This window comes from Psychrilyobacter piezotolerans, from assembly GCF_003391055.1.
GTDB lineage: Bacteria > Fusobacteriota > Fusobacteriia > Fusobacteriales > Fusobacteriaceae > Psychrilyobacter > Psychrilyobacter piezotolerans.
In genome coordinates this window covers 1-26,985 of record NZ_QUAJ01000028.1, presented here as the reverse complement: position 1 = coordinate 26,985, position 26,985 = coordinate 1, and the positions used below count along the sequence as shown (strand labels likewise).

Here is a 26,985-nt window from a genome sequence, read left to right as displayed (position 1 = left end):
AGTTTAGTTATTTAGTTTTTATTTTGTAGTCCAGCTTTTTTCTTGATTATCCTGGTAACTATAATTAATCCAAGGAAAATCAATGACGCTATGATCGAATACTTTAAAACTATATCCCTGTCTCCAGATGCAAATGCCCCTGCCAGCATGACATATACAGAGGTTCCCGGAAGGATAAATATTGTAGATAATATGGCATATTGCATAAACCCAATAGAAGTCAAACCATATACATAATTTTGGATCCCAAATGGAAAGATAGGTATCAATCTGGTTACAGCCAAAATAAACCATCCGTCTCTTTTTACTCCTTCATCTATTTTTTTAAACATAGCTGTGTTTCCAAACTTTCTCTCAATAGCTCCCCTTGCAATATATCTCGCTATCAGGAAAGATAATGAAAGTCCTATACCTGCCCCTATAGCCGTATAGATAACTCCCATTATTGGCCCGAAGATTATCCCGCCGGCTATTGTGGCAGGCACTGCCGATATCATAGTTATTGTAACCACTATATACATTATAATGTATCCCAGTGGTCCCCATACCCCTAACATAGTAATTATACTTTCTAATTTTTCCCTGTTTTTAAGGTAACTGAACAGAATCTTAAAAATGTTATCTCTCTCAATTTCAACATTTCCCCGGGTGGATTCATAGGACCACTGAGTCCATGAACCATCATAGTTTTTAACATTTTTATACCCCAATAACTCTTTCAATACAAAGGTCATATAAGCAGATTTTACGCCTGAATGAGAGTATAAAATAACTGCCCTATCTTCTGTAATCCCCTCCTCATCCAAAATTGCTTTCATCTCTTTAGGTGATTTAAATGTTTTATCCTTGTTCACCATCAAATTCCATGGAATATTATACGAACCCGGGATTCTACCCCTGGCAAATGCCCCGTCCTTTTGAATTAATCCATCAGATTCAATATAAGTTCTTGTATCTAATATCATTACATCATCTGCCATTGCAGCTTTCACATCTTCTAAATTCGCTGACTTAGAAAGATCTGCCGGACCGCTAAATTCATATACCGCCTGGGCAGCTGGTCTTGCTGCACCTCCCTCTACTACTTTTAATCCGGCTGTCTTCCACCCGTCTATTCCGCCGTCGATCATGGATATATCCTTATGTCCGTACATATCCAATATCCACCATAATCTGGCCGCATCTTCACCAAGTAAGAGGAGGTGGGTATCAGCTGTAATCCCGTAGGAACCTAATGTTTCAGCCATCTTCTCAGGGGAAGCCCTCATCCCGCTATATTCATATTCCCCCTTATCAGCAGAAAAATCCGGCCTCCAAATCTGGTAAGATCCTTCCAGATGTTCTTTTTCAAAAACTGCCTGTTTTCTTACATCTAAAATCACCAGGTCCTTTTCGGCCTCTATCATTTTATCTGCAGTTTTCGGGCTTACCAGGGTGCTCGTTGCATATACCGAATAATCCTTTGATCTTGCAGGATCGGCCATTCCAACCATAAAAATTGTCATAAACATTAGAATAATCAGCAGTTTTTTCATTTTATTCTCCCTTTTTATATTTAAAATAAGCACAGGTCTTTAAGATATTTTTACAAAATTAGTTTATTATAGTCTAAAATATACGTTATCCTGTATTATTTCCTTTTATTCAATTCTTTTTTAGATTTAAATCTGTTCACCTATTGTATCCCGACCCTTGAGTTCTTTTGGTTGAAAAAGGTAGAATAAAAAAATTTCATAGAGTTATCCATATAAATTTGATATTTTTCTAAAATAAAAAGATAGTCCCTGGGACTATCTTTTCATGCTTAAAGATCTAATAATTCCGACAACCTCTCTTCCTCCGATACGACCCTTCCTAATTTTTTGGAATATGCCATACATTTTCCATCTACAATTCTTGTTTCTAATGTTCCCTTAGCATTTTTATTTCCTCTCAAATGGGGAGCATCTATAATTCCTTTTTTAATCATATCTGCAATAACTACAGGGTCCGACCATGGATCTTCACTTTTATTATAAAGTGATTTTATAGTATTCAGCAGATATTTAACTTCCTTTATCAACTGATTTTTTCTAGCCTGAACAACTGTATCATTTTTCATATCTACCCTTCCATAGAGGGTTGATCTTATAACTCCCCTTACAATTTTACAGCTTTCAATTACATCTTCGGGTTTGGCCGCATGATCTGCTTCGCTAAAACCTACCACATGCACAATGTGGGGATTTAAAGTCATGGCCAAATAGGTAGAGGCTGCTAACTGCCCCTTGGCCACATCTAAATCTGTACTCAAACTTGCCAATCCAGCTCTTACCTGTCTGAACACCTTAAAATTTTCATCCTCCAAAGATTCAATTAATTCAACCTTTGCAAGCATCTTTGCCAAGTCCATTCTATGGTGGATGCAGGCCGGTACATTGAACATATATTGAGAAATATAATTTTTCACTCCCATTTTTTTTGCATTATATGCTGCCAAATAAGCCATAACCACACCAATAGTATCATGAGCATCCCTAAGACTCCAATGATGCCCTTCATTGACTTCTATGGGGATATTCCTTTGGGCATGCCATCTCATCAACTCCTGTCCCTCACTGATAGAGGTAACAAGGGATCTTTCACCCCTTCCGTCCAGCACATTATACCAGCACAGAGGTACGGCACACCAGGCATTCTTGATTGTAGTTTGAAGGAGTTCTGCAGTTTTAAAAATATCTGCAGTTCCGCTATAAGATCTTAATAGGGGGTAATTTCCCCTTTGAGCAGACCGGTATAACTTTTCAAAATCCTCTACTTTTCTCAGAGGTACCCCTCCTGCCCCATCTAAATCATGGTTCATCTTCTCTGGTGAAAAAAAGTTTTCCTGGGTATTTTGATCGGGTCCTATGGAAATCACATCCAAAATCCCGGCTTCTGCAATTTTTTTAATTCCTTCATAGGTTTCCTCTAAGGAGGGCAGTCCAAAGTGATGCCTTATAACAGGATAAGGATATCTGGATCTTATCCTTTCTATAATATCCTGGGATTCATCAATGACAAGATCCTTTAATTTTTTTCCCCTTAAATAACCAATGACCTCATCTAAATCTTCTGTACCATCAAATATTTTAGAAAAAAACTTGTATTCTTTTGCAAATTCAGCAACTGGTTTTGTTCCCCCAAAAATCCACTCAATATTTTCTAATTTGTGATCATAAATTTTTTTTTCCAGCTCATTCAACAGGGGTATTACAGAGTCGGGTGTCAACCTAAATCCAATACTTACCACATCGGGGTTTTTTTCAAGAATATAGTCAATTAAGTTATCTATACTTACAGCTGCTCCTAAAAATTCTGCAGAATGTCCTTCTTCTTCTGCAAGCCTCAAAAAATTCACAGCCCCGCCTACATGAACGCAATTTCCGATTGCGGCACCTATATATTTTTTCATTATACTTCCACTCCCCTTGTGCCTGATACATGACCAGTTCTTACAAATTCTTTTATTTCTTCCAGAGATAACCCTTCCAATCCCATATCAATTATGGTTCTTCCACTTAGATAATAATCTGTATTGTGAAGAGTAGATGCCAGATGAATCATGGAATCAATAGTCGGTGTTTGTATCCCCAGATACTTTGCCATATCCCGAATAGGTACAAGACTTTGAGGAACATCTTCAAAAATATACCTGGTATCTAAATTTTCTGGTGCCATGATTCCATAATATCCATTGGTATTCCTAAGTGACTGACACAATGTATCTCCATGAGTGTTATAGGTATACTCCAGCCAGTCCTTTAAAGATAAAACTTCAATTCTCAACGCTTTGGCAACCAACATTCGTTCATAGTCAACCTCCTCTATAATTTTTGCCACAGATGGGGTAATACCATCTATATAATATTGAAAATTCCCCCTTGTATTTTCAATTCTTCCACAATTTAATATGGTAGGAATTGGATGCAGTACGGCACCTATATTATTAAAACTGGTTTCTAATACACTTTCAGCCGGAGTAAATTCTGGAAAAGCTTGGCTTATCAGATGAATGAATTTATTGGTTTTTATAGCCGGTAAGGCAGCTACTTTGACTTCTGCCTTTTTGCTAAAAATTTTTATTTTTCCTTGTTCTATTGCTCTGCACGCAAACAATAAAGTCTGAGCCTCTACAATACACACATTTTTAAAGGGATCATGTTTCTTCATAATATTTTTAAATTCCAATGCTCCCCCTGTTCTTCCGGGATTTAATACAATATATTGATCCTGTGTTATAAAACGGCTAATTTTATTGGCGATAAAATTATGGGCAGTAGCAGGCAGTACAACCATAATTATATCTACATTTTTTATTATCTGTTCCATATTATCTGTAATCAAATTTAACTTTCCCCGTCCATTAATACAACCTTCTAAATCAATATAACCTCTTTTTTTTATTCTTTTTATATTTTTTATCGTACGATTATATAAATTAACCTGATATCCTTTACAGGCTAGATATCCTGCAATTGCCTGCCCCCCATTTCCGGCACCAATAACAGCAAACTTTAATTTTTTTTTCATAAGTCCCCCTTTTTTTCTTTTTTTCTCCTAATAATGCAGGCCTCACAACCAAATGAAATTTACGTTTAAAATTTAAACTTTCCTCTTTTTTTATGGTAAATTTAAAATTTAAGTATAGAAAATGTCATGATAATCAAAGATTTTTACTATTAATATTAGTATTATAACCTATATGACTCTACGTCAAGATTTCAGGAAAACTTATATATATCGGAGATTTACAAATAGATAGACATAAAAAAAACTGGGAAATTTTTCCCAGTTTTTTTATAGATCCTATGAAGTTTTCTTTACCTTTACTTCTTTTAACTTTTTAGTTGTTTCATTTACTACCATATTTTGATATTTTTCTGCACCATAGTATGCTCTTAAGTACATCTCTTTTAACTCTTTCATCAATGGATATCTTGGGTTAGCTCCTGTACATTGGTCATCGAAAGCTTCCTCTACCATTTTGTCTAATTTTCCTAAGAATTCAGTCTCAGATACTCCGTAGTCAGCGATAGTATGCTTGATCCCTACTGCTTCTCTTAACTCTACACAAGCCTTTCTAAGTAATTTTGCCTTCTCTTCCGGAGTTTCATTTCCTTTAGTTAAGTTTAAGAAATCTGCTGCTTTAGCATATCTTTCCTTGGCATTCGGATACTTATATTGAGCGAATCCAGCCATCTTATTAGGTCTGTCTGTAGCGTTAAATCTGATAACTTCCTCTATTAATAGTGCATTAGCCACTCCATGTGGTATATGGAAAGCTGCTCCTAATTTATGTGCCATTGAGTGACAAATACCTAAGAAGGCATTTGAGAAGGCCATTCCTGCCATACAAGATGCGTTAGCCATCTTTTCCTTTGCTTTTAGTGCTGTAGCTCCACCTTCTACAGATTGAGGTAAGTACTTAAATACTAATCTTAATGATTCTAAAGCTAATGGATTTGTATAATCCGATGCTAATACCGATGCATATGCTTCCAATGCATGAGTTAATACGTCATATCCTGATGCAGCTGTTAATGAAGCTGGCATTGTTAACATTAATTGAGGGTCTACGATAGCTACGTTAGGAGTTAATTCGTAGTCAGCTAACGGGTACTTTACTCCTGTCTTTTCATCTGTTATTACTGCGAATGGAGTAACTTCAGAACCTGTTCCAGCTGATGTAGCGATAGCCCAGAAATCTGCCTTTTTACCCATCTTAGGGAATTTTACTATTCTTTTTCTGATATCCATAAATGTCATAGCAAGATCTTCGAACACTACTTCTGGATGCTCATACATAACCCACATGATCTTAGCCGCGTCCATTGGAGATCCTCCACCTAATGCTAGGATAGCATCCGGTTGGTATGACTTCATCATCTCTGCCCCGCTTCTTACAGTAGCCAATGTAGGGTCAGCTTGTACATCGGAGAATATTCTATAATCTACACCGATTTCATCCAATACATTTGTTACGTGGTTTGTATACCCCAATGAAGCTAATACCGAGTCAGTTACTATTACTACTTTCTTCTTAGTTCCCTTTAGTTCTTCTAAAGCAACTGGTAATGAACCAAATTTGAAGTATACTTTTTCCGGAATTCTAAACCAAAGCATGTTTTCTCTCCTTTTTGCTACAGTTTTTATATTTAAAAGATGCTTTACTCCTACGTTTTCAGAAACTGCATTTCCTCCCCATGATCCGCAACCAAGAGTCAATGATGGAGCCAGTTTGAAGTTAAATACATCTCCAATTGCACCCTGGGCAGCAGGCATATTTACCAATGTTCTACCCGTTTTCATTGTTTTACCAAATTTTTCTAATCTTTCAGTAGCAGTTAATTCGTCAGCATACATGATAGAAGTATGTCCCATTCCGCCTAGTTGAATCAATCTGTCTGCTTTTTCTAAAGATTCTTCAAACCCGGTTGTTTTATAGAAAGCTAATACCGGAGATAATTTTTCATGTGAGAATGGTTCCTCTAATTCTACAGATTCTACTTCTCCTATTAATACTTTTGTATCTACGTGTACATCTACACCGGCTAATTGTGCTATCTTATGAGCTGTTTGTCCTACGATTTCTGAGTTTAAGTGTCCATCAATTACGATAGTCTTTCTTACCTTATCTAACTCGTCTCCCTTTAAGAAGTATGCTCCCCTGTCAGCAAATTCTTTTTTAACTGTTTCATAGATTGAAGCAGGTGCTAATACTGCCTGTTCAGATGCACAGATAACCCCGTTATCAAATGTTTTAGACATTAAGATAGAACTTACAGCCATCTTGATGTGTGCACTTTCGTCGATGATTACAGGTGTGTTTCCGGCTCCTACTCCTATTGCAGGCACTCCTGAAGAGTAAGCAGCCTTAACCATTCCCGGTCCTCCTGTAGCTAAGATAATATCTACATTTTGCATAAGGTGGGTAGATAATTCCATAGACGGCTTAGTTATCCAACCTACTATTCCCTCAGGTGCTCCGGCTTTTACAGCAGCTTCCATTACTATTTCTGCGGCTTTAGCAGTACACTTCATAGCTCTTGGATGCGGAGAGAATATGATGGCATTTCTTGTTTTTAAAGCGATTAACGCCTTAAATACTGCTGTTGATGTAGGGTTTGTAGTTGGTATAACCGCTCCTACTATTCCGATAGGTTCAGCTATTTTTTCAATACCGTAAGCTGCGTCTTTTTCAACTACCCCGCAAGTTTTTGTATCTTTATATTTATTGTATACGATCTCTGAAGCGAAATGGTTTTTGATTACCTTATCTTCAACTATTCCCATTCTAGTTTCTTCTACAGCCATCTTTGCTAATTCAATTCTTTTTCTATTTACAGCTAATGCAGCCTCTCTAAATATAATATCTACCTTTTCCTGGGAAAATGTAGCAAATTCCTCTTGAGCTTTTTTCATAGTTTTTAAATAATCTTGTAATTCCTTTACGTTTGTTATCTTCATAAAAATCCTCCGAGTTAGTTATTTTTTTCTCATGGATTGAGTATAGCAATTACTTTTTTTTATGTCAAATGACGATTTTGATAAATCTTTTATTCCCACCATACTCCTATGTGAATTTTATATCAAAACAGAACACCAAAAACAACTACCGTATTTATTGGTTATAATTAAAACATAATACTTTTTTAAAAAAATTATTTTTATTTTTATTTAATTCTTTAAGCTCTATTTTATGTGATTTATAAAATGCAAAGTATGAGAAATTTTTAACTTTTATATGGTTAATTTTTAACATAAAAAATAACCCGGCTTTTTTCTCCTATTAAATTCTACCTATCTCCAGAGGAGATCCATAGTCACAGAACTACCGGTAAAATCTAAAATTAATATATAGTTTTAATCTTATCGTTAATAAGTGATGATAAAGTAACGACATTTTATTCAACTTTTGATTATTTTCTATAATGTGATATTATTTAGACAGGTAATATTCATGTAGGAGGAACAAAATTGAGAATAATAATAGATGCAGATGCCTGTCCAAAGGGTGTAAAATCAATATGTGTAGAGCTATCTAAAAGATATAATTTAGAATTGATCATGGTGGTAGATTCAGCCCATGAACTGAAGGGAAGTTTCAAGGTAATTCAGGTGGAAAAGGGGGATGATTCTGTAGATTTGGAAATTATGAAAATATCCACAAAGGAGGATATAGTCGTTACCCAGGATTATGGATTAGCCACTATTATCCTGGAAAAAACCCATAGTGTTATCCATCCCAATGGGTTTATTTACAATAAATTCAATATAGATTCATTGATGTTCTCCAGACATATGAGTGCAAAAATTAGAGCTTCCGGGGGAAGAACCAGGGGACCTAAAAAAAGAAAAGCCAATAATGATGCTGAATTTAGAGAAACCCTCCTAAATCTCCTGGAGAAATAACTGTAAGGTTGTATCTGAAATTTATAATAAATAAGGGATTATATTATTTGTCATATAATCCCTTATTTATTATATTTTAGTGTCGCCGCGCCCTTTTTCTCAGCTGATATATTTAATTCATAGTCATCCAGTGAGGCCAAATCCAAATATTATAATCACTGATATATTATACCAAAAATTTGAATTGAGCTTCTAACTAATCAAACTTTAAGCTGTTATACATTAAATTGACCTGTATATTTAACTTTAGACACCCTGCTGTCTTCATAATCTTCTAACGACTAACAAGCTACTCCTGCCTGTCTTGCCTTCAGCTCTTCTATGTTAATTCCCATAGACATGCATATCTTTAGTCCTCTTTCCCCTATACGAAGGATCTCTTCATTCCCAATTGCCATAAAATTAAAAAACACAAGTAAATTTATTATACTCATATAATCTCTGGCATAACCCAGGGTATTTTCTCCGTTTCCAATCTTCTTAAATCATCCATAATTATTTCTTCATCTCCTTTAAATGCTTATCTATACTGTCTGTCATCTTTCCCATGATCTTTCTAAAAATCTTTACCTCATCTTTAGAATATAGTTGGCAAATCAACTATATTAATTTTAAATACTATTGTAAAAAAAAATTATTATTGCTAATATATACTTAATATAAAATAAATTCAAGGGGGATAGGATGAACAACGAACTTATAGGTTTAAACAAAAGCAGGATGAAAGAATTGATAGATAAGAATTTAATGGTAATTGCAACTCTATTTTTTTCAGGAGCTTTTATAGCAGGTAAATTTTCCATAGCGGAATTTCCGGTGTATTCTCTGACATTTTTCAGATTTTTAATAGCAGCTGTAGTTTTATTTTTAATCATGTGGAAAAAAGGAGAAGATTTAACTCTGGAAAAAGCAGACATCCCCAGAATACTCCTCCTATCCCTCCTTGGTATGGTAGGCTACCATGTATTCTTTTTTACAGCGTTAAAGTATACAAGCAGCGTCAACACATCCCTTATAGCAGCTACGAATCCAATTATGACTACCATTATGGCATCTTTATTTTTAAAAGAAAGGTTTCCTAAAAAGGCAGTCGGGGGAATACTCATCTCCTTCTTAGGAGTAGCTATGATCGTTACCAATGGTTCCATAGATGTGATTAAAAATATGAATTTTAATATAGGAGACCTCTATATGCTTCTGGCTGTTCTCTCTTTTTCCCTCTACTTCATAGTTCTAAAGGGAATCGTAGGACGTGTTGCACCTATAAAACTTACATCTTATGTATTTTTATTCTGTGTGATCCTTCTGATCCCCATGGTAATATATGAAAATCCCATGAGTTTTATACCAAAAACTACCTGGACGGGATGGAGCAGTTTAGTATATATGTCGATCTTTGCTTCAGTTATAGCATATCTGATTCAGCAGGTATCGGTAAAAAGGATAGGTCCTGCAAAGACTTCCCTGTATGTTAACTTAGTTCCCCTGTTTTCCATGATAATGGCATACTTTATCTTAGGAGAGGTTATTACCCTGCCTAAGGTCTTCGCAGGGTTTATGATCATCACAGGGGTAATCATAACTTTGAGGAGTAAGAAATAAAATATAGAAAAAGTCCCTAAAAAATATTTTAGGGACTTTTTTTTGAAATTTAATAATTAGAAAAAATAAAATATAATTTGACTCTTATCTTACATGAGGGTCTATACTATTAATAACAGGAGGAGGAGATAAAATGTATAGAATAGGAGATTTCTCTAGAATATGTGGTGTCAGCATAGCTTTGTTGCATCATTGGGAAAAGGTGGGTATTCTTATACCCTTTAAAAAGAATAGTGAAAATGGTTACAGGTATTATGACCCTTCACAAATAATTAAGGTCTATAATATTTTAACTCTGCAGAGTGTAGGGCTTTCACTGAAAGAAATAGCAACACTTATAACTTTAGAAGACAATGAAATGTTAGAAATTTTAATAGAAAATACAATAAAAATTAAAAATAAAATATCAAATCTACAAGAAACATTAAGACAGCTTGAAACAAACATGTTTTTAATAAAAAATGGAGGTATCCCTATGGAAAAACTTGTAACTGTAAAAAATGTTAAACCTATTCTGGTAGCATATTATCGTGATAAAGCTGACGCTGTAACAGGGTTAAATGATTATTGGCAGCCGCTGCTTAATTACATCTCGGAAAAAGGGGGAGAACCTTCAGCACCCTGTATGACTATTTTATATAATAATTACTTTGGAAAAACAGAAGATAAGTATGATTTAGCCATAGTTGAAGGAGTTTCTGCTCTTATTCCAAGTACAGAAAAATTTATATGCCAGGAGCTGCCAGAAGTTGAAAATATGGCATGTATAGTTCATAAGGGTGGATACGGAAAGATCTTTGAAACATATAATATTTTAGAAAAATGGATAAATGAAAATGGATACAAACCTAAAGGAGCTTTAAGAGAGATTTATCATAAAGGTTCTTGGTTAGATATTCCTGAAGAAGAATATATAACTGAACTTCAGATAGAAATAGTAAAATAAACATCCCCCAATCAGGTTCTTTCAGAACTTCCTCTTTCTGATTCGCCTTCTTTAATAAAGAAGGCGAAAGTAGAAGCTAAAGAAGTAAATTATTTTACTTTCATCCGAGCTATATCCTCCGTCTGGAGGAAGTTCTATCATTTCCCATGGAAAAAGTCCCTAAAAATTTTTAGGGACTTTTTTGTAAAAAAAAAACATCCACATGATGTTTGGAATTTTATTTGGCAAAAGTATGTGGGAATCGAACCCACCCATGACGACTAAACGCTAAAATCCGCCTTGTAATTACTAGATACTTTTATGCATCATAATCATATTTTCTTCGGTAATAAAGCCGTTCTTTATGTAAAACTTCTCAGTCAAATCACCCCTGCTGGTAAATAAGTTTATTGAATTTACACCTTCTTCTTTTAACAATCTCTCTAACTCCGAAATCAACCTAGTACCTATGCCACTACCCTTATTATCTTTTTTCACGAACATTTCTTTAAGGTTATACATATATCCTTCGAACCACTGTTCTATATTTCCAAACACAGCTCCTTTTAATTCAACGCCATCTAAAACTACCAAACCAAAGAAACCAGGAGTATCGTAAATGTCTTTTAATCTTAAATACGAAGTAACTTCATCCCATTTATCGTTCCAAGGTTCGCTGTTAAAAGTTTCAATATACATTACAGAGCATTCTTTCAAATGCTTTTCATCTAATTTTTCAATTCTCATATTATATCCCCATCACTTTTTAATATTCAATACCGCAAAATCTACGCTGGCATCCTTGTGTATTCGTCTACATTTTAATGATACCTCATTTTTATTCAAAACAAAATCTGTTTTGAATAAACTTATAAAAAAAGCACCCCAAAGTTTTAGGTTCTTTTTGAACTTCCTCTTTCTGATTCTCCTTCTTTAATTAAAGAAGGCGAAAGTAGAAGCTAAAGAAGTAAATTATTTTACTTTTATTCTAGCTATATCCTCCGTCTTTAAGTCGCATTTAAAATAAATGATTGTGTATCATTTATTTTAAAAATCGCGATATTGGAGGAAAACAAGGAGGAAGTTCTATTTTTTTGTAAAAAAAACACCCCTGTGGGATGTTTAGATTTTTTTAACTAGATCTTAGAATTAACAAAGTTACCGCTCTTACCGCCTGTTTTTTCTTTCAGATAGATCCTTCCTATGATCATCTCCTTATCTATGGCTTTACACATATCATAAATAGTTAGGAGTGCTGTGCTTACCATCTGGAGAGCTTCCATCTCTACACCTGTTTGTCCTGTGGTTTTAACAGTTCCTGCAGCATAGATAACTAAGTTTTCCTCATCTATTTCAAAATCTATATCGGCTCCTGTAAGAAGCAGCGGATGACACATGGGAATAAGTTCATGAGTTTTTTTAGAAGCCATAATAGCCGCAACTCTGGCCACTCCCAAAACATCTCCTTTCTTAATTCCTCCATTCACAATAAGATCCATAGTCTCAGAGTTGACCTCTATACTCCCGCAGGCTGTTGCTCTTCTGCTGGTATCCTCTTTTTTACTCACATCTACCATGACAGCTTTTCCATCTTTAAAATGACTAAATCCCATAATTCACCTCTAATTGATAATTGATAATTGATAATTGATAATTGATAATTGATAATTGATATTTTATCATATTTTGATCTTAATTTTACATTTTCATTTTTCAATTATTCATTATGTTCTATATTTTATGGTATAATAATTCCCGAGGTGATAGATCATGATAAAACAATATGCCATTATATTTACGGTAACTTATTTAGGAGAGATGATCAGCAAATCCATCAACTTTCCCATTCCGGGGCCGGTCATTGGTATGCTGATATTTTTCATTTTGCTTGAAAGAAAATTAATTGATGTAGATTTTGTGGAAAAGGGAGCCAATACCATCTTGCTGAATCTGGCTATATTTTTTATTCCACCGGGAGTGGGACTTATCTCTGCTTTAGATCTGCTCAGCGGAAATGTATTAAAAATAGTAATAACTATGATACTGACCACCATAATTACCATGGGAGTCACAGGAGTCACAGTTCAGTATCTGATAAATAGGAGGAGAAAATAATGGAATTATTAAACAGTCCGCTGTTTGGAGTTTGTCTGACAATTATTGCCTATATCATAGGGTTGGAGATCTATAAAAAATTTAAACTTCCTATTCTAAATCCTATATTAATAGCCCTTATAATTATAATCCCTATATTATTATATTTTAAAATACCACTGGAGACCTATGAAAAAGGGGGCGACCTGATCTCTTTTTTCTTAGCACCTGCCACAGTGGTTTTAGCAGTACCCCTGTATAAAAAAATAGATCTGTTGAAACAGCATTTTATTCCTATATTAGGAGGAGTTATTGCAGGAATTTTGACCTCTATCCTATTCTGCACCCTTATAGGAAAAGCTTTGGGGCTGGATCTGAGTATTATAAAATCTTCCCTGTCAAAGTCACTGACTACCCCTATAGCCATAGAGTTATCTAAACAGGTAGGAGGGATTGTACCTATTACCATAGTGATGGTTATGATAACCGGGATAACAGGAGCTGTTATGGCACCATTTATATGTAAGATATTTAAGATAGAAAATAAAGTTGCCAAGGGAATAGCCATTGGAACTGCCAGTCATGCTGTGGGTACTTCCAGAGCTATCGAGATGGGAGAAACCCAGGGAGCTATGAGCGGCTTAGCAATTGGGGTAGCCGGGATCTTAACAGTTTTCATCTTACCCCTATTACATATAATATTATTTTAAAAAAGCAACGTGACGTTGAAAAAAAAAAGATTCCCATATGGGAATCTTTTTTTACCTTTTAAACTCTACCTCGGTTTCTCCCTGTGAGGGAGAGACCATAAAAAGGAAGAGGGTCTATATATTCAATATTTCTACTACTGTCAGTGAGTGGTCACTCAATCTTTTATAGTGATTTAATATATCCATATATCCTGTAACTAATATAGGTGACTTAGTTGTTTCAGCCATTCTATCCAGATGGTTTCTTCTAATTTCCTTGTATAGATTGGAAATAGCAGCAGACCTCTTAGTAGCTTCTACTAAGATATTATAGTTTTCATCCTTATAAGAGCTGTCTACATAGTTAAAGAAATCTAGAGACAGAGTATGAATTTTTCCTAAATCCTCTAAGTTTTCCTTACTTAGCATTTGATCGTTATCTAATAATCTTTTGTGGATAAATACAATTCTTTTCATATAGTCTGTAACAGATTCATACTGGTCTGAGATAGCTATATTTTTTCTAGCTTTCTTTATTATCGGTTCTTCCACATCTAAAGTAAGGACTTTCGAATTTATAGAGGCAATTTCCCCTTGGATTATATCCATCTTATCCTCAAGTTTCACTACATTTTGAAATTCTTTAGAATCCTCAGGCAGATTTTCCTTAAATGTTTTCATTATATCATCGAAAGCAGAAATGATTTTTGTTCCAATTTTGTTTATCTCTACTTTTGTCTGTTCCACTACAATATCAGGAGTTTCAAGCATTCTTTCGTCTAAGTGAGTTATTTTCTTTACTACTTCTTCCTTTTCAACTATCATTTTTTCCAACATTTTAGCTATATAACCTATAAATGGTAGGAATAAAAGTACGTTGGTTACGTTAAACATAGTATGAGCAGTGGCAATATATTTTGTAACATTTGCTACAGGATTTACAAAATTTGATAGGAATTGAAGGTAGTATGGAAATATAGACACTACCCATATTACACCTATAACATTTATAACTGTATGGGCAATTGCTGCTCTCTTTGCATTGGCACGGGCTCCTAAAGAAGCTAACATGGCAGTGATTGTTGTCCCTACATTTTCTCCTAAAACTAAAGCTACTGCTGTTTCAGAATTTATCATTCCCTGACTGGCTAATACTATTGTTATACCCAGAGTAGCTGAAGATGATTGAACTATGGCTGTAAGTAAGGCTCCTACAAGGGCAGCTGCTATTACTCCGCCAAAACCACTAGTAGCATCAAAACTATGAAATAATTCTATGAAGAAAGGCATCGTTCTAAGGGGTTTGAATCCTGAACTCATAAGCTCTAATCCGAAGAAGATCATTCCTAATCCCATAAACGTTAAAAATTTAGTCTTAACTTTTTCACTCTTAGCAAACAGATAAAGAATAGCTGAAATTCCTGCCATAGGTAATCCGTATTTACCAATTTTTAATACCAGGATCCAACCGGTAACAGTGGTACCAATGTTCGCTCCTAAAATTACACCCAGTGCCTGCTTTAAACTCATAAGTGACGCATTAACAAATCCGATAGTCATAACTGTACTTACAGAAGATGACTGAACCATGGCTGTTACTACTACTCCAACTATACAGGCTATAACTCTGTTTTTAGTCAACAGACCAATTATACTCTTGATCTTAGTTCCGGCGATTTTTTGCATTCCGCCAGACATATGATGCATACCATATAAAAAGACTCCTAGTCCTCCTATAACTTTAAAAAATATATCTAATCCCATTTTGTTCCTCCTTAATTTTTTTCTTCTATCAACAAGAATTTAAATTTTTACATATTTATACATTTTTTACAAACAATAAACTAATCTTTGCCTTTTACTGTACAACTGTTGTTTTTCCTTGATTATTTTCTATTAATATACAGGTATTATAAACCAAGGGTGTAAAACCCGTGTTTATTTAATGTAAAAATAGTGTAAACAAATTTCTATTGGGGAGATAATAAAAGTACCGGTTTTTATAAAATATATAATTAAAAGATTGTTTGATATTTTTATTATGATTATCCAAGAATTTATGGTAATATATGATACAAAACTAAATAAGACAGTTCACTGATACCATCCTGTCTATAAAAAAAACTAGGACAAAATTTTGGAAAATTTTCAGAGTTTTATTTTAATTTTATTGGAGGGTGCTGAGTGTATCCTCTTTTTTTATTATCTAAAATTTATGAAAACTTTACTTATGACTAATTGGATGCAACGTCACGTTGCTTTTTTATTGCTTAAATTATGAAAGGAAAAAAATGAAGAAAATAGGTTTAACAACTACCGTACCTTTGGAGGTACTTTTAGCAGCAGGATACACTCCCATAGATTTAAATAATATTTTTGTTGTATCTAAAGACTACGGAAAATATATAGAAAAAGCAGAACGTGACGGATTCCCTAAAAGTATGTGTGCCTGGATTAAAGGGATATACGGAGCCTGCATAGAAAATGGTATAGAAGAAGTTTTAGGTGTAACAGAGGGCGACTGCTCCAACACTAAAACACTTTTAGAAATATTTAAAAAAAATAATATAAAAATACATTCTTTCGGTTATCCTCATTCCCATTCTTTAGATGATATAAAAAATGAATTGGATAAACTTATGAAATATATGGATGTATCCTATGAAGAGGTAGAATACCAGAGGAACAGATTAAACCTAATAAGAGAGAAAGCTAAACATATAGATAACTTGACTCTGGAAGGAAAAGCAACAGGTTTTGAAAACCATATCCTTCAGCTCTGTTTCAGTGATTTTGACGGGAATGTAGATAGATACAGTGACTTTTTAGATGAAAAAATAGAAGAAATAAATAAAAGAGTTACAGATAAAAAAGAATTAAAGCTTGGATATCTGGGAATACCTCCTATGCAGGGTGATCTTCATGATTATGTTGAGACCTTAGACGGAAGGTTTATATATAATGAAGTGCAGAGAGAATTTGCTTTTCCAAGGGCCATGAATTCTAAAAATATATATGAACAGTATTATGATTATACATATACATATGATATAGATTTTAGGCTGGATGACATAAAAAAACAGATAAAAGAAAGGCAGTTAGATGCAGTTATTCACTATACCCAGGCATTTTGCCATCGTGCAGTTGAGGATATAATTTTAAAGCAGGAGTTAAATATACCTATATTAACCATCGAAGGGGATAAGTCCAATGCTTTGGATGCCAGAACCAAATTGAGGATAGAAGCTTTTCTGGATATGTTAAAAGATAAAAAGAGATCGGAGAAAATTAATGAATGATATTACTTGTAAAAAAATAGTAGGAATAGACTTAGGCAGCAGAGAAGTAAAAATTATAGTCACGGAAAATAAAAAAATAATATTAAGAAAGAAGATAAGCACTGTATCTTTTTACAGGGATTATTGCCAATACCAGGATAAAATAATCGTAGATTTAAAAAAATTAGGAATAGAGGATGTAGATCTGGCTGTTTCCACAGGATATGGCCGGAATAATACCGATCTTAGTATGTTTAAACCTATCAATGAAATAAAAGCCCACGTATACGGAGCCTTAGCACAGTCAGGAAAAAAAGATTTTATTCTTTTAGATATCGGCGGGCAGGATGTAAAAATTGTAAAAATTGAAAAGGGGCTGACCACTGATTTAGATTTAAATGATAAGTGTGCAGCTTCCTGCGGAAGATATTTAGAGAATATGGCCAATGTTTTAGAGGTACCATTGGATTCACTGTCCAATTATTCTAAAGATCCTGTAAAACTTAATTCAACCTGTGCTGTTTTTTCAGAATCGGAATTAATCGGTAAGATTGCTGAAGGGATATCTTTAGACAGGTTAGCAGCAGGGATAAATTATTCTATGTATAGCAGATTACGTCCGCTCCTGACAAAATTCAGGGGAAATACTCTTATTGTCAGCGGGGGGGTAGCAAAAAATCGTGCTATTATAGAATATCTGAAATCAGATTATACAGAGGTAAAAGTACTGGAAGATCCGCAGTTTAACGGGGCTATTGGGTGCTGTTATTATGGAGAAAATTTTATATAAAGGAGAAATAAAGATGTATATATTAAAGGGAGAACACAGTTTTGACAGCGCTCATTTCTTGGCAGGCTATCAGGGAAAGTGTTCAAACATTCATGGACATAGATGGAGAGTTATTGCAGAAATATGCGGTGGCGAACTAAAGCAAGAGGGGCAGCTGAGAGGAATGGTTGTGGATTTTGGAGATATAAAAAAAGATATAAAAAAAATGGTAGATGATCATGATCATGCATTAATAATAGAAAAAGGTACCATGAAAGAAATGACTTTAAATTGTCTGAGGGAAGAGGGCTTTTATATAATAGAGGTGGATTTCAGACCAACAGCTGAGGAATTTTCAAGATATTTTTATGAAATTTTAGAAGGAAAAGGGTATTCTGTAAAAAGAGTAACGGTATATGAAACTCCTACAAATTCAGCAACATATGAAAAATAAATTTATATAGGCAGGTAAATAATATTATGAAACATTATAATGTAGTTGAAAAATTTATAAGTATAAATGGAGAAGGGCAGAGATCGGGAGAGTTAGCCGTTTTTATCAGACTTGCAAAGTGTAATTTAAGATGTAATTATTGCGATACAATGTGGGCCAATGAAGAAAACGCCCCTGTAACAGCAATGACAAAGGAAGATATATATAACTATATTTTAGATACAAAAGTTAAAAATATAACTCTTACAGGTGGAGAGCCGCTTTTAGACAGAGAAGTTAAAGATTTGATAGAATATATAGTAAAGGATAAATCTTTATTCCTGGAAATCGAAACAAACGGGAGTATTGATTTAAACTTATTCAGGTCAGATGCAAAAAACTTATCCTTTACAATGGATTACAAAGGTCCTTCAAGTGAGATGGAAAAGTTTATGTTTATAAAAAACTTTGAAACAATATCCCATAAGGATACAGTAAAATTTGTTGTGGGAGACTACAACGATCTTCTAAAGGCTAAAGAAATCATGGAAAAATATGATCTTATGAACAGATGCAGCGTATATTTCAGTTCTGTGTATAAAAAAATAGAGCTGGATGAGATAGTGGAGTTTATGAAGAAATTCAACTTGAATGGAGTAAGGTTGCAGCTGCAGATGCATAAGTTTATCTGGGGTAATAAGCAGGGGGTATAAAATGAACGTGACGTTCAATCCAAATTGGGAGTTATGTTGGTTTTATACAAGAATATAACCTATAGTTCTCTTAAGTAAAAAAAATTTAAAAGGAGTAGTTTATGAAAGATAGAATTAATAAAAATAGTTGTGTTTTAGTTTTTAGCGGAGGACAGGATAGTACAACACTTTTATTCCATGCTAAAAAATTATACAAGGAAGTTATTGCAATTTCATTTAATTATGGTCAAAAACATAGTTTAGAATTGGAGTGTGCAAAAGAATTGTGCAGAAAAAATGAAGTAGAACATCACATATTAGATATGGGATTGTTGAATCAGTTAGCTCCAAATGCTCTTACAAGATCGGATTTAGAAGTAGAAAAAGGGGAAGTTGCAGAAGATGAAGTTCCAAATACATTTGTAGATGGAAGAAATATGATATTTTTGACTTTTGCAGGAGTTTTTGCCAAACAAAGGGATATCAATGTAATTATGACCGGGGTTTCCCAAAGTGATTTCAGCGGATATCCAGACTGCAGAGATGTGTTTATTAAATCTTTAAATACAACTTTAAACTTAGCTATGGATTACACATTTGTTTTAGAGACACCGCTTATGTGGTTGGATAAGGCTGAAACATGGAATATGGCCTATGAATTGGGAGTTTTGGACATTATAAAGAATGAAACTCTTACCTGCTATAATGGAGTTGTGGGAAATGGATGTGGAGATTGTCCAGCTTGTGCTTTGAGAAAAAACGGGTATTTGGAGTTTAAAGAAAAATTTTTAAAAGTTTAATCAGGTAAAAATTATACAGATAAATAAGTATATCTAAAAAAAGGGAAATTAGACCCCAATTGGGGTCTAATTTCCCTTTTTAATCTTTTTTTAAAAACCTAAAATTATGCCCAACCGGATGGAACGTCACGTTCCTTATGCCATTTTGACTTTTTTCTTTGCTTCCATAACTTTTTCATATCTATTGTAGATTGCTAAAGCTATAATTGTAAAGAATACCGGTCCACCTATCATCCATAGGGTAGAAGGCAGGTCTCCTCCTACAGCCGGGGCTATAATTGTTGAAATATTTGCAAACCCGACAGATGCAACGATAAAGAAAGTTGCTATCTTGGCACCTCTATGTGTTTTATAGATTTCAAATGGTTTGTCTATCTCTGTTTTCCCCTTAAAGAATGGAAATGCTACAGCTAGGAATAAGTAAGGGATAGTCATAGCTACATTTGTCATAAGGATTAATTTAGAGAAAAATGCAGATGCTCCCTCTCCACCAAAAGATATCATAACGATGAATACAGCTACAATACCGCATTGGTACCACATTGCATTTACCGGCATCCCACCTTTGATTACCTTTACTTTTTCCGGCCACATTTCATCCGGTGTTCCCTCAATTAACTGCTTCAATGGAGAGTAACACAAGGCAAAGAATGCTCCAACCAATGCTAATACCATTGAGATACCCATATATCTAGACATCCATAACCCCACACTGATGGCAACCGGTTCACTTAAATTAAGTGCTATTCCTACCTGGTATCCCAGGTTTTGCATCATTACATAGGCTACATTTCCCATATGAACCGATGGATCCGATAAGATTGCACTCCAGTTAGTGAAGATACCGAATAAGAAGATTCCAAGAGCATATCCAACGGCAATGATTATAGCTGCAATTGTAACTCCCTTAGGAAATGTCTTTTCTGCATTTTGAGTCTTGTCAACTAATCCGCCTACAGCTTCTATTCCACCGAAGGCAAAGATAGAAAATACCATAAATGAAGCTACCATCATAGGTGTTCCATAAGCAGGGTTAGGTGATGCAGTAAATGAGTTAGCAACGATAGGCTGAGCAAACTCTCCGCCATTTAATGCCAACACCAATAATGAACCAAATAATAATACTAAATTAAGAAGAGTAACAGCTAAACCACCTATAGATGTTACCTTAGTTATCTTTTCCAATCCCTTAGTCGCTGTAAATGTAATTAACGTTATTAAACAGACTCCTAAAAGTCCCAATGTCTGCGTGGAATTTAATCCAAATAAATGTAATCTAGAAGTTAAATCTTCTCCAAATACAGCTGTTGATATTACTATCCAGATAGATGAACTGATATTTACCATCCAAACTACATATGAAGCATACCACATAAATGTACCAATAAATGCATATTTCAGACCTACAGATCTTTTCATCCAAGAAAATATTCCGCCTTTTTCATCTTTAAATGCCGCACCGTATTCTGCCATCATGAAAGCATAAGGTATGAAGAATAAAACTGCTGAAATGATATACCAAGGTATGGCACCATATCCCATTAGATAAAATGATCTAGGAATATTAGTAAACCCAAATACCGATGTGAATATCATTAATATAAGTGATATTAATGACATTTTTTTTGCGTTGTTCTCTTTCATTATAAAGTCCTCCTAAAATTTTAATGTTAAAATATTAACACTTTGGAGCTATTATAACACAACTCGCGGACTTTTTAAACATTTTTTAATTTTTCTATGCTTTTTCTAAGAATTGGTACAAAGATTTTAATTTTTAGTCACCGGGTATCCCAGTGCATCGGTAAAGGTATTGGTAGATATTTTTATCAGATCAACTATGGTTCCTATTCCAAACAATCCCCCTGTCATCAGATATAATAAACCTGTCCATACCTTTCCCACATAGAATCTATGCAGTCCTCCTATCCCCAAAAAACCAACTATACAAAATACCAAACTTAAAGTTCGTGTTTTATCACTTACCTGCATCATACTCATTCTAAACCTCCTAAATTAAATAACAATAAATTTTGTTTTCAGCACCACTATGTTTAAAAAGAAGGAGTCTGATTGCTTTATACAATCAAACTCCACTTTATTTTTTATTAATCCTTAAAATTCTGCACTCTTAGGAGTTCTAGGGAAAGAAATTACGTCTCTGATGTTTGTCATCCCTGTTATGTACATGATCATTCTTTCGAAACCTAATCCGTACCCTGAATGAGGGAATGAACCATATTTTCTAAGATCTGTATAGAACTTATAGTCTTCCTTAGGAAGGTTAACTTCATCCATCCTTCTCTCTAACTCTTCTAAGTTGTCCTCTCTTTGAGATCCGCCTATAATTTCTCCAATTCCAGGAGCTAACAGATCCATGGCTCTTACTGTTTTTCCATCTTCGTTAAGTTTCATGTAGAAAGCTTTGATATCCTTTGGATAGTCTGTTACGAAAACAGGTTTTTTGAAGTGCTCCTCCGCTAAGAATCTTTCATGTTCCGATTGTAAATCAATTCCCCATTCTACCTTAAATTCAAACTTTTTCTTTGATTTTAATAGAATATCTACTGCCTCGGTGTAGGTAACTCTGGCAAAATCGTTGGCTAAAACATTGTTTAATTTATCAAACAACCCTTTTTCTACAAATTTATTGAAAAACTCCATCTCTTCAGGAGCATTCTCCAGAACATATTTGATGATATATTTTACCATATCTTCGGCTAAATCCATGTTAGCTTCCAAGGCTGCGAAAGCAATCTCAGGCTCTATCATCCAGAATTCAGATGCATGTCTGGTTGTATTTGAGTTTTCTGCCCTGAATGTAGGTCCAAATGTATATACATTTCTAAATGCAGCACAATAAGTTTCTACATTTAATTGTCCGCTTACAGTCAGGTTAGTTTCCTTCCCAAAGAAGTCTTCCTTATAGTCGATATCTCCCTTATCTGTTTTAGGAACATTATCTAAGTCCATAGTCGTTACTCTGAACATCTCTCCTGCACCTTCAGCGTCACTTCCAGTTATGATTGGAGTGTGTACATATACAAACTCCTGGTCTTGGAAAAATTTATGAATAGCATATGCAACTAATGATCTCACTCTAAATACTGCTGAGAAAGCATTGGTTCTAGGTCTTAGATGTGCTATTGATCTTAAATATTCAAAGGTATGTCTCTTATTTTGTAACGGATAGTCCAAGTCAGCTTTTTGGAAAACTTCTACAGAAGTTGCCTTGATCTCGTAGCTCTGCCCCTTTCCCTCTGATTTTACAAAAGTTCCAGTTACATACATAGACGTAGCTATGGATACTCTGCTTATTTCGTCAAAGTTCTCTAAATTATCCTCGAATACCACTTGTATTCCGTTAAAAAATGAACCGTCATTTAATTCTATGAATCCAAAACTCTTTTGACTCCTAATCTTTCTTACCCAACCAGAAATTTGTACTTCCTGATCTAAGAATTGTTCACCATTTCTGATAAGTTCCTTAACTGTTACTTTTTTCATAAAATCCTCCCTAACTTAATTTAGTTACTTTTTTATTTAATTTTACTTCATTTCCATTTTGATCTACAACTTTTACCTGGTCTAAATGTCCCTTGACTTGGGATTTAAACTGTTCCAAGTATAGAGTCCTGTATTTTTGTCTTTCTATTGTTTCCTCATCTGTCAACGTTCTCTTCTTAGCCAGGGCTGAATAATAGTTCACCTTAGCTATTATGTCTTTCATTTCCACCTTAATCCTCCTATCTTATAAACAAAAAAAACTCCCCACTTAGTGAGAAGTCAAAATTCATACAAACCCTAAAAAATAAAGTAAGTACGGAGACACACACAAGCAGTTCCTCGATACCCTTTGACGTCACGTGTCAAATACGTCTAAGCCTACTGAGATTTTTTTATAAAAATCCTTTGGGTTAGCAGCTCCAAGGTGTTCTTCACAACTAATTCCACTACTAGTCTCCCACCGTCACTAGCTCGCTTTAGTATCTATTAGAAGTTACTCTCCTCATCTTCGCCTTTATAATTAAAAATATTATACTATTATGCTATTTAATTGTCAACTTTCCGGGACTTTTCTTTTTTGCTGCCCCAGTGGCAGCAAGCGGGCAGAAGTGCATGTTTTATCCAATTATTACCAGAGGTGGCGATATCGTAAATGCTCTCTGCCTTTTTAAAAGGAGTACTATAGATTCCCCTCCTCTTCCATGAGGATATAGTCCAAGATTATCTCTTTCATCCCTTTGAGAGCTCTGGCCAGGTCTCTTGCCTCATTAAGTATTATCTTTCCAAAGAGTCTGGGATTTTCCTTTTCCAAAAGGTAGAGGGTCATCTTGGGGATTACTGCCAAAACAATATCTGTATCGGCAGTTGCTGTGACAATCTGTTTCTGGATCCCTAATGGAGAAGCTATCCCAAAAACTCTTCCCGGGCCAATTTTAAATAACCTTCTTCCAATAACGGTAAGCTTTACCTCTCCCTCTAAGAGGAGGTAGGAGTCTCCCGGTGATCCTCCCTCCTCAAATATATTTTCTCCGGCAATGTAGCTTCTTTCTGAAAGGGTCTCTATAAATGAATCAAGGTCGACTTTTTCTACCCCTCCAAATAAAGATGTCTTTGGAAGAAGTTCAATAATCTTCTTTTTTAATTTATCTTCTGACATAATAATCCCCCCTTATATTAGGTTATTTCTTTTTTGGGGGGATTTCCTTTTACCATTCAAAATTTATTTTCATAACCGTTGCTAAAGCTGCAGAACATTGGGATTTTTTTAATTTTTAAACTTATCTATGTTTTAATTGAAATCTATATCTATTTTAATTCCACTCTTTTTTTTTCTTTAAGCATTAAAGTTACTATCAAGATCCCTATAACTGCACTTCCTATTGTAGGATAAAAAACATATATATAACTTCCAAAAACATCTTTAATAACACCTGATGTTACACTTGAAATCACTGCTCCTATTCCATATGCTGTAAACAAGAAACCATAATTTCTTGCATAATTTTTTGCTCCAAAAATATTAGAAACGGCAGTGGGAGCAATTGCAAGCCAACCACCTAATATAAACCAGAACATTGAAAATGATATGATATAAAATATAACGTTACCTTCACCTGAGTTTAGCATTATTGTGGAAGCCAGAATAATCAGACCAAAAGAAATTATCGCAGTTTTTTCAAACTTAATTTTATCGGTGATCACACCAAATACAGGCCGCCCCACCCCATTAAATATAGCAAACAATGCAACGGAAAAAGCACTCATTGTCGGATTAAGTCCAATAATTTCCTGTGCAACAGGACTGGAAATTCCAATTGCCATAAGACCGGTAAATGTACCTATAGCGAAACATATCCATAAGATATAAAATTTTCTATTCTTCAGTACTTTCATTAAAGGTAAATCCGAAGAATTGTCTTTATTTCCAGAAATATTTTCTTCTATTTCTTCCTCTTTATCCGGAAATCTTAAAGGAAGTGCAAAAATTAATATTATTATCAAAAAAGCCATACTTAAGATTCTGAAAGAAGAAAACACTCCAAAATGTTCAATTAGAAGTCTGGATATCGGTGCTGTTACAAAGGGTGACAATCCAAACCCGGAAAGTGTCATACCTACTGCCATCCCTTTTTTGTTCGGAAACCATCTTGCAGAAACAGCCATGGGAGCTCCATAAACAATACCTACACCTATACCACCAATAATTCCATAAGTTACTGTAAGCATTTCAATGCTGTTTGCCAAACTAGATAAAAACCACCCCAGGGAGACAATTGCTCCACCAAATAAAGTTATATTCCTCGGACCATATTTTTCAATAAAATTCCCTGCAAGAGGCATTGTTAGTGCGTAAAAAATTAAAAATGTCATATATGGCAGGGAACTCTCTGTAGAACTTATATTTAAAAGTCCTTCCAGAGGTTTTCTGAAAATACTCCAGGAATATACTGACCCCAAACACATATAAATAATTACCCCTAAAAAAATAAAGATTGTTCTTTGCTTAACTTTTAATATCATACTTTAACTCCTTTTTTTCAAAAAAAGACCAAAAGAGCCCCCTTTGTTTATAAGAGAGCTCTTCTGCCATTTTAAGAAATATTTTTTTTATTAATTTAAGCAGCTCGAGCTGCTTTATCGTCAGTAACTTCATTTTACACCTCTTCTAATTCTTTAAAAAGTACCATTGCTTTTTCTTTTGCAATAGTTAAAACATCTATTCCTTCATCAGTAATAAAATAATAATTTCTATTTTTACCATTTATTAATCTTACTTCTTTCTTTAACAAATTTTCATTTTCCATTTTAGTTAAAAGCGGATAGATAGTGCCAGGACTAATTTGATATCCATAGTTTTTTAATTCTTCAATCATCCAAAGCCCAAAAAAAGGTTCTTTTTTTGCCTGAATTAATATATGTATCTGCATAAACCCCAGTAAAAGTTTCCTAGGAATTTTATTTTTCATATAGCCACCTCGTTGTTATCAAAAACCGATATTGATAAATGATAATAACATAAAAAATAATAATAGTCAAGAAAAATATAATATAAACAGGAGAAAAAATCATAAAAAAAAAGACCAAAGGGCATTAAATTTTAACGCCCTTTTTTATTCCTTTTGATAAACCTGTTGTCCCTCTTGATTTTTTTTTAGAATTATTATTCCCTGAGCTTCACCGCTTTCTACTGCATGCAGAAACATCCTCTCTAAAGTTGTTCGTTTCATAATATCTAAACTTTCCCACTCATAATTTTTAAATAACTCCTGTAAGGTAAAATTTTCTCCTGATTTTAACTGTTTTATCTCTTTTAAAGCTACTTCTAAATAAGCCTCCATAATCTCAACCTCCGTAAATTAAAAAAAGAATCTTCCACTAATTTTATTTATCCTTCATTATAAATTTTGCTACCTTCTTTTTACTCCCACGGGAGTAAAAATCCTTTACTCTTTTTTTACCTTTACTGCTTTCAGCCTTAGGTGTAAAAATAAAGTGGACATAGCTAGACAACAGACTTAATAGCTGCTCGGTTTAATGTGTGAAAAAGGAAAAAGAATATATATATCTAAAAAGTTGATTTTTATTTTATTTTAAAGCACACTTAAATAGGAGGTTAATAATCTTAAAAGAGTTAAAAGACTAACTATATGAAGTCAAGTAAAAATAATTGATTTTTTTTAAAGTCAAGTTTAAAAAAAATGGCATTACAAAAAAAGGTGCTAAGATTTTAAATTTTTTAAAAGTTAACTGCAGATGAATTTTT

At 34.1% G+C, this 26,985-nt stretch carries 26 protein-coding genes and 1 tRNA gene; 10 read left to right on the top strand and 17 right to left on the bottom strand.

Annotated elements, in window-relative coordinates; all coding sequences use genetic code 11:
• Nucleotides 1-11 precede the first annotated feature (11 nt).
• The 4 genes from DYH56_RS12965 to adhE all read right to left on the bottom strand — a co-directional run bounded on the left by DYH56_RS12965 (nt 12) and on the right by adhE (nt 7,488).
• A complete protein-coding gene (locus DYH56_RS12965) occupies nt 12-1,535 on the bottom strand; it encodes a rhodanese-like domain-containing protein (RefSeq protein ID WP_114643302.1) in 1,524 nt (507 codons plus the stop codon).
• A 269-nt stretch (nt 1,536-1,804) separates the two neighbouring features.
• A complete protein-coding gene (locus DYH56_RS12960) occupies nt 1,805-3,433 on the bottom strand; it encodes a methionine synthase (protein WP_114643301.1) in 1,629 nt (542 codons plus the stop codon).
• Nucleotides 3,433-4,551, bottom strand: a complete 1,119-nt coding sequence (locus DYH56_RS12955; RefSeq protein ID WP_114643300.1) for an NAD/NADP octopine/nopaline dehydrogenase family protein — start codon at nt 4,549-4,551, stop codon at nt 3,433-3,435. Before DYH56_RS12955 ends, DYH56_RS12960 begins: the two co-directional genes overlap by 1 nt.
• A gap of 276 nt (nt 4,552-4,827) precedes the next feature.
• Nucleotides 4,828-7,488 carry a bifunctional acetaldehyde-CoA/alcohol dehydrogenase gene (gene adhE, locus DYH56_RS12950; RefSeq protein WP_114643299.1) on the bottom strand — a complete coding sequence of 887 codons (2,661 nt, stop codon included), beginning with the start codon at nt 7,486-7,488 and terminating at the stop codon, nt 4,828-4,830.
• A gap of 510 nt (nt 7,489-7,998) precedes the next feature.
• On the opposite strand from adhE, the gene DYH56_RS12945 reads away from it, so the two are divergent.
• The gene (locus DYH56_RS12945; RefSeq protein WP_114643298.1) at nt 7,999-8,433 is read left to right on the top strand and encodes a YaiI/YqxD family protein; all 435 of its coding nucleotides are present in this window, start codon (nt 7,999-8,001) and stop codon (nt 8,431-8,433) included.
• Nucleotides 8,434-8,714: 281 nt separating this feature from the next.
• On the opposite strand, the gene DYH56_RS16025 is transcribed toward DYH56_RS12945, so the two are convergent.
• Nucleotides 8,715-8,867 carry a hypothetical protein gene (locus DYH56_RS16025; protein WP_158539154.1) on the bottom strand — a complete coding sequence of 51 codons (153 nt, stop codon included), beginning with the start codon at nt 8,865-8,867 and terminating at the stop codon, nt 8,715-8,717.
• A gap of 250 nt (nt 8,868-9,117) precedes the next feature.
• Here DYH56_RS16025 and DYH56_RS12940 point away from each other — a divergent pair, with 250 nt between their 5' ends.
• A complete protein-coding gene (locus DYH56_RS12940) occupies nt 9,118-10,035 on the top strand; it encodes a DMT family transporter (RefSeq protein ID WP_114643297.1) in 918 nt (305 codons plus the stop codon).
• Nucleotides 10,036-10,168: 133 nt separating this feature from the next.
• Nucleotides 10,169-10,981 (top strand): MerR family transcriptional regulator, encoded by an 813-nt coding sequence (locus tag DYH56_RS12935; protein ID WP_114643296.1) that lies wholly within the window; start codon nt 10,169-10,171, stop codon nt 10,979-10,981.
• Nucleotides 10,982-11,203: 222 nt separating this feature from the next.
• Here the strand turns inward: DYH56_RS12935 and DYH56_RS16020 are convergent.
• From DYH56_RS16020 to moaC, 3 genes are all read right to left on the bottom strand, one after another.
• Nucleotides 11,204-11,281: transfer RNA gene (locus DYH56_RS16020), tRNA-OTHER, on the bottom strand.
• Nucleotides 11,270-11,707: a GNAT family N-acetyltransferase gene (locus DYH56_RS12930; RefSeq protein ID WP_114643295.1), complete on the bottom strand. Its 438-nt coding sequence runs from the start codon at nt 11,705-11,707 to the stop codon at nt 11,270-11,272. Before DYH56_RS12930 ends, DYH56_RS16020 begins: the two co-directional genes overlap by 12 nt.
• 389 nt (nt 11,708-12,096) lie before the next feature.
• Nucleotides 12,097-12,573 (bottom strand): cyclic pyranopterin monophosphate synthase MoaC, encoded by a 477-nt coding sequence (gene moaC / locus DYH56_RS12925; RefSeq protein WP_114643294.1) that lies wholly within the window; start codon nt 12,571-12,573, stop codon nt 12,097-12,099.
• Between the two features lie 157 nt (nt 12,574-12,730).
• Between moaC and DYH56_RS12920 the strand changes: the two genes are divergently transcribed.
• Nucleotides 12,731-13,075 carry a CidA/LrgA family protein gene (locus DYH56_RS12920; protein ID WP_114643293.1) on the top strand — a complete coding sequence of 115 codons (345 nt, stop codon included), beginning with the start codon at nt 12,731-12,733 and terminating at the stop codon, nt 13,073-13,075.
• Nucleotides 13,075-13,764, top strand: a complete 690-nt coding sequence (locus DYH56_RS12915; protein WP_114643292.1) for an LrgB family protein — start codon at nt 13,075-13,077, stop codon at nt 13,762-13,764. Before DYH56_RS12920 ends, DYH56_RS12915 begins: the two co-directional genes overlap by 1 nt.
• 114 nt (nt 13,765-13,878) lie before the next feature.
• On the opposite strand, the gene DYH56_RS12910 is transcribed toward DYH56_RS12915, so the two are convergent.
• On the bottom strand, nt 13,879-15,507 hold the full coding sequence (locus DYH56_RS12910) for a Na/Pi cotransporter family protein (protein WP_114643291.1): 1,629 nt from the start codon (nt 15,505-15,507) through the stop codon (nt 13,879-13,881).
• A 527-nt stretch (nt 15,508-16,034) separates the two neighbouring features.
• Between DYH56_RS12910 and DYH56_RS12905 the strand changes: the two genes are divergently transcribed.
• From DYH56_RS12905 to queC, 5 genes are all read left to right on the top strand, one after another.
• Nucleotides 16,035-17,042 (top strand): 2-hydroxyacyl-CoA dehydratase family protein, encoded by a 1,008-nt coding sequence (locus tag DYH56_RS12905; RefSeq protein WP_114643290.1) that lies wholly within the window; start codon nt 16,035-16,037, stop codon nt 17,040-17,042.
• Nucleotides 17,035-17,811 carry an acyl-CoA dehydratase activase gene (locus DYH56_RS12900; RefSeq protein ID WP_114643289.1) on the top strand — a complete coding sequence of 259 codons (777 nt, stop codon included), beginning with the start codon at nt 17,035-17,037 and terminating at the stop codon, nt 17,809-17,811. Before DYH56_RS12905 ends, DYH56_RS12900 begins: the two co-directional genes overlap by 8 nt.
• Nucleotides 17,812-17,824: 13 nt before the next feature.
• Entirely contained in the window at nt 17,825-18,244 is a 420-nt protein-coding gene (locus DYH56_RS12895) for a 6-pyruvoyl trahydropterin synthase family protein (protein WP_114643311.1), read from the top strand.
• Between the two features lie 26 nt (nt 18,245-18,270).
• Nucleotides 18,271-18,936 carry a putative 7-carboxy-7-deazaguanine synthase QueE gene (gene queE, locus DYH56_RS12890; protein ID WP_114643288.1) on the top strand — a complete coding sequence of 222 codons (666 nt, stop codon included), beginning with the start codon at nt 18,271-18,273 and terminating at the stop codon, nt 18,934-18,936.
• Nucleotides 18,937-19,037: 101 nt separating this feature from the next.
• A complete protein-coding gene (queC, locus tag DYH56_RS12885; protein ID WP_162056587.1) occupies nt 19,038-19,715 on the top strand; it encodes a 7-cyano-7-deazaguanine synthase QueC in 678 nt (225 codons plus the stop codon).
• Between the two features lie 135 nt (nt 19,716-19,850).
• Here the strand turns inward: queC and yjeM are convergent, their stop codons facing one another.
• The 8 genes from yjeM to DYH56_RS12845 all read right to left on the bottom strand — a co-directional run bounded on the left by yjeM (nt 19,851) and on the right by DYH56_RS12845 (nt 26,560).
• Complete coding sequence (gene yjeM, locus DYH56_RS12880; RefSeq protein ID WP_114643287.1) at nt 19,851-21,359, bottom strand: glutamate/gamma-aminobutyrate family transporter YjeM; 1,509 nt, start codon at nt 21,357-21,359, stop codon at nt 19,851-19,853.
• A gap of 126 nt (nt 21,360-21,485) precedes the next feature.
• The gene (locus DYH56_RS12875; protein WP_114643286.1) at nt 21,486-21,716 is read right to left on the bottom strand and encodes a TM2 domain-containing protein; all 231 of its coding nucleotides are present in this window, start codon (nt 21,714-21,716) and stop codon (nt 21,486-21,488) included.
• A 114-nt stretch (nt 21,717-21,830) separates the two neighbouring features.
• Nucleotides 21,831-23,222: an asparagine--tRNA ligase gene (asnS, locus tag DYH56_RS12870; protein WP_114643285.1), complete on the bottom strand. Its 1,392-nt coding sequence runs from the start codon at nt 23,220-23,222 to the stop codon at nt 21,831-21,833.
• A 10-nt stretch (nt 23,223-23,232) separates the two neighbouring features.
• Nucleotides 23,233-23,451, bottom strand: coding sequence for a DUF896 domain-containing protein (locus tag DYH56_RS12865; RefSeq protein WP_158539153.1), 219 nt, complete (start codon nt 23,449-23,451; stop codon nt 23,233-23,235).
• Nucleotides 23,452-23,901: 450 nt separating this feature from the next.
• Nucleotides 23,902-24,378 (bottom strand): cyclic nucleotide-binding domain-containing protein, encoded by a 477-nt coding sequence (locus tag DYH56_RS12860; RefSeq protein ID WP_114643284.1) that lies wholly within the window; start codon nt 24,376-24,378, stop codon nt 23,902-23,904.
• Between the two features lie 149 nt (nt 24,379-24,527).
• Nucleotides 24,528-25,742 (bottom strand): L-lactate MFS transporter, encoded by a 1,215-nt coding sequence (locus DYH56_RS12855; protein WP_114643283.1) that lies wholly within the window; start codon nt 25,740-25,742, stop codon nt 24,528-24,530.
• Nucleotides 25,743-25,876: 134 nt separating this feature from the next.
• Nucleotides 25,877-26,188, bottom strand: coding sequence for a PadR family transcriptional regulator (locus tag DYH56_RS12850; protein WP_114643282.1), 312 nt, complete (start codon nt 26,186-26,188; stop codon nt 25,877-25,879).
• Nucleotides 26,189-26,332: 144 nt separating this feature from the next.
• Complete coding sequence (locus tag DYH56_RS12845; RefSeq protein ID WP_114643281.1) at nt 26,333-26,560, bottom strand: single-stranded DNA-binding protein; 228 nt, start codon at nt 26,558-26,560, stop codon at nt 26,333-26,335.
• Nucleotides 26,561-26,985: the final 425 nt, after the last annotated feature.

Excerpts from the sequence above, each read along its gene's own strand:
- DYH56_RS12910 (WP_114643291.1), bottom strand. The coding sequence starts at position 15,507 with ATGGGATTAGATATATTTTTTAAAGTTATAGGAGGACTAGGAGTCTTT.
- DYH56_RS12845 (WP_114643281.1), bottom strand. The coding sequence starts at position 26,560 with ATGGAGGCTTATTTAGAAGTAGCTTTAAAAGAGATAAAACAGTTAAAA.
- queC (WP_162056587.1), top strand. The coding sequence starts at position 19,038 with ATGAAAGATAGAATTAATAAAAATAGTTGTGTTTTAGTTTTTAGCGGA.
- DYH56_RS12935 (WP_114643296.1), top strand. The coding sequence starts at position 10,169 with ATGTATAGAATAGGAGATTTCTCTAGAATATGTGGTGTCAGCATAGCT.
- DYH56_RS12920 (WP_114643293.1), top strand. The coding sequence starts at position 12,731 with ATGATAAAACAATATGCCATTATATTTACGGTAACTTATTTAGGAGAG.
- DYH56_RS12965 (WP_114643302.1), bottom strand. The coding sequence starts at position 1,535 with ATGAAAAAACTGCTGATTATTCTAATGTTTATGACAATTTTTATGGTT.
- DYH56_RS12900 (WP_114643289.1), top strand. The coding sequence starts at position 17,035 with ATGAATGATATTACTTGTAAAAAAATAGTAGGAATAGACTTAGGCAGC.
- DYH56_RS12915 (WP_114643292.1), top strand. The coding sequence starts at position 13,075 with ATGGAATTATTAAACAGTCCGCTGTTTGGAGTTTGTCTGACAATTATT.
- DYH56_RS12895 (WP_114643311.1), top strand. The coding sequence starts at position 17,825 with ATGTATATATTAAAGGGAGAACACAGTTTTGACAGCGCTCATTTCTTG.
- adhE (WP_114643299.1), bottom strand. The coding sequence starts at position 7,488 with ATGAAGATAACAAACGTAAAGGAATTACAAGATTATTTAAAAACTATG.
- moaC (WP_114643294.1), bottom strand. The coding sequence starts at position 12,573 with ATGGGATTTAGTCATTTTAAAGATGGAAAAGCTGTCATGGTAGATGTG.
- DYH56_RS16025 (WP_158539154.1), bottom strand. The coding sequence starts at position 8,867 with ATGAGTATAATAAATTTACTTGTGTTTTTTAATTTTATGGCAATTGGG.
- DYH56_RS12875 (WP_114643286.1), bottom strand. The coding sequence starts at position 21,716 with ATGAGTATGATGCAGGTAAGTGATAAAACACGAACTTTAAGTTTGGTA.
- queE (WP_114643288.1), top strand. The coding sequence starts at position 18,271 with ATGAAACATTATAATGTAGTTGAAAAATTTATAAGTATAAATGGAGAA.
- DYH56_RS12850 (WP_114643282.1), bottom strand. The coding sequence starts at position 26,188 with ATGAAAAATAAAATTCCTAGGAAACTTTTACTGGGGTTTATGCAGATA.
- yjeM (WP_114643287.1), bottom strand. The coding sequence starts at position 21,359 with ATGAAAGAGAACAACGCAAAAAAAATGTCATTAATATCACTTATATTA.
- DYH56_RS12955 (WP_114643300.1), bottom strand. The coding sequence starts at position 4,551 with ATGAAAAAAAAATTAAAGTTTGCTGTTATTGGTGCCGGAAATGGGGGG.
- DYH56_RS12855 (WP_114643283.1), bottom strand. The coding sequence starts at position 25,742 with ATGATATTAAAAGTTAAGCAAAGAACAATCTTTATTTTTTTAGGGGTA.
- DYH56_RS12860 (WP_114643284.1), bottom strand. The coding sequence starts at position 24,378 with ATGTCAGAAGATAAATTAAAAAAGAAGATTATTGAACTTCTTCCAAAG.
- DYH56_RS12940 (WP_114643297.1), top strand. The coding sequence starts at position 9,118 with ATGAACAACGAACTTATAGGTTTAAACAAAAGCAGGATGAAAGAATTG.
- DYH56_RS12960 (WP_114643301.1), bottom strand. The coding sequence starts at position 3,433 with ATGAAAAAATATATAGGTGCCGCAATCGGAAATTGCGTTCATGTAGGC.
- DYH56_RS12930 (WP_114643295.1), bottom strand. The coding sequence starts at position 11,707 with ATGAGAATTGAAAAATTAGATGAAAAGCATTTGAAAGAATGCTCTGTA.
- asnS (WP_114643285.1), bottom strand. The coding sequence starts at position 23,222 with ATGAAAAAAGTAACAGTTAAGGAACTTATCAGAAATGGTGAACAATTC.
- DYH56_RS12905 (WP_114643290.1), top strand. The coding sequence starts at position 16,035 with ATGAAGAAAATAGGTTTAACAACTACCGTACCTTTGGAGGTACTTTTA.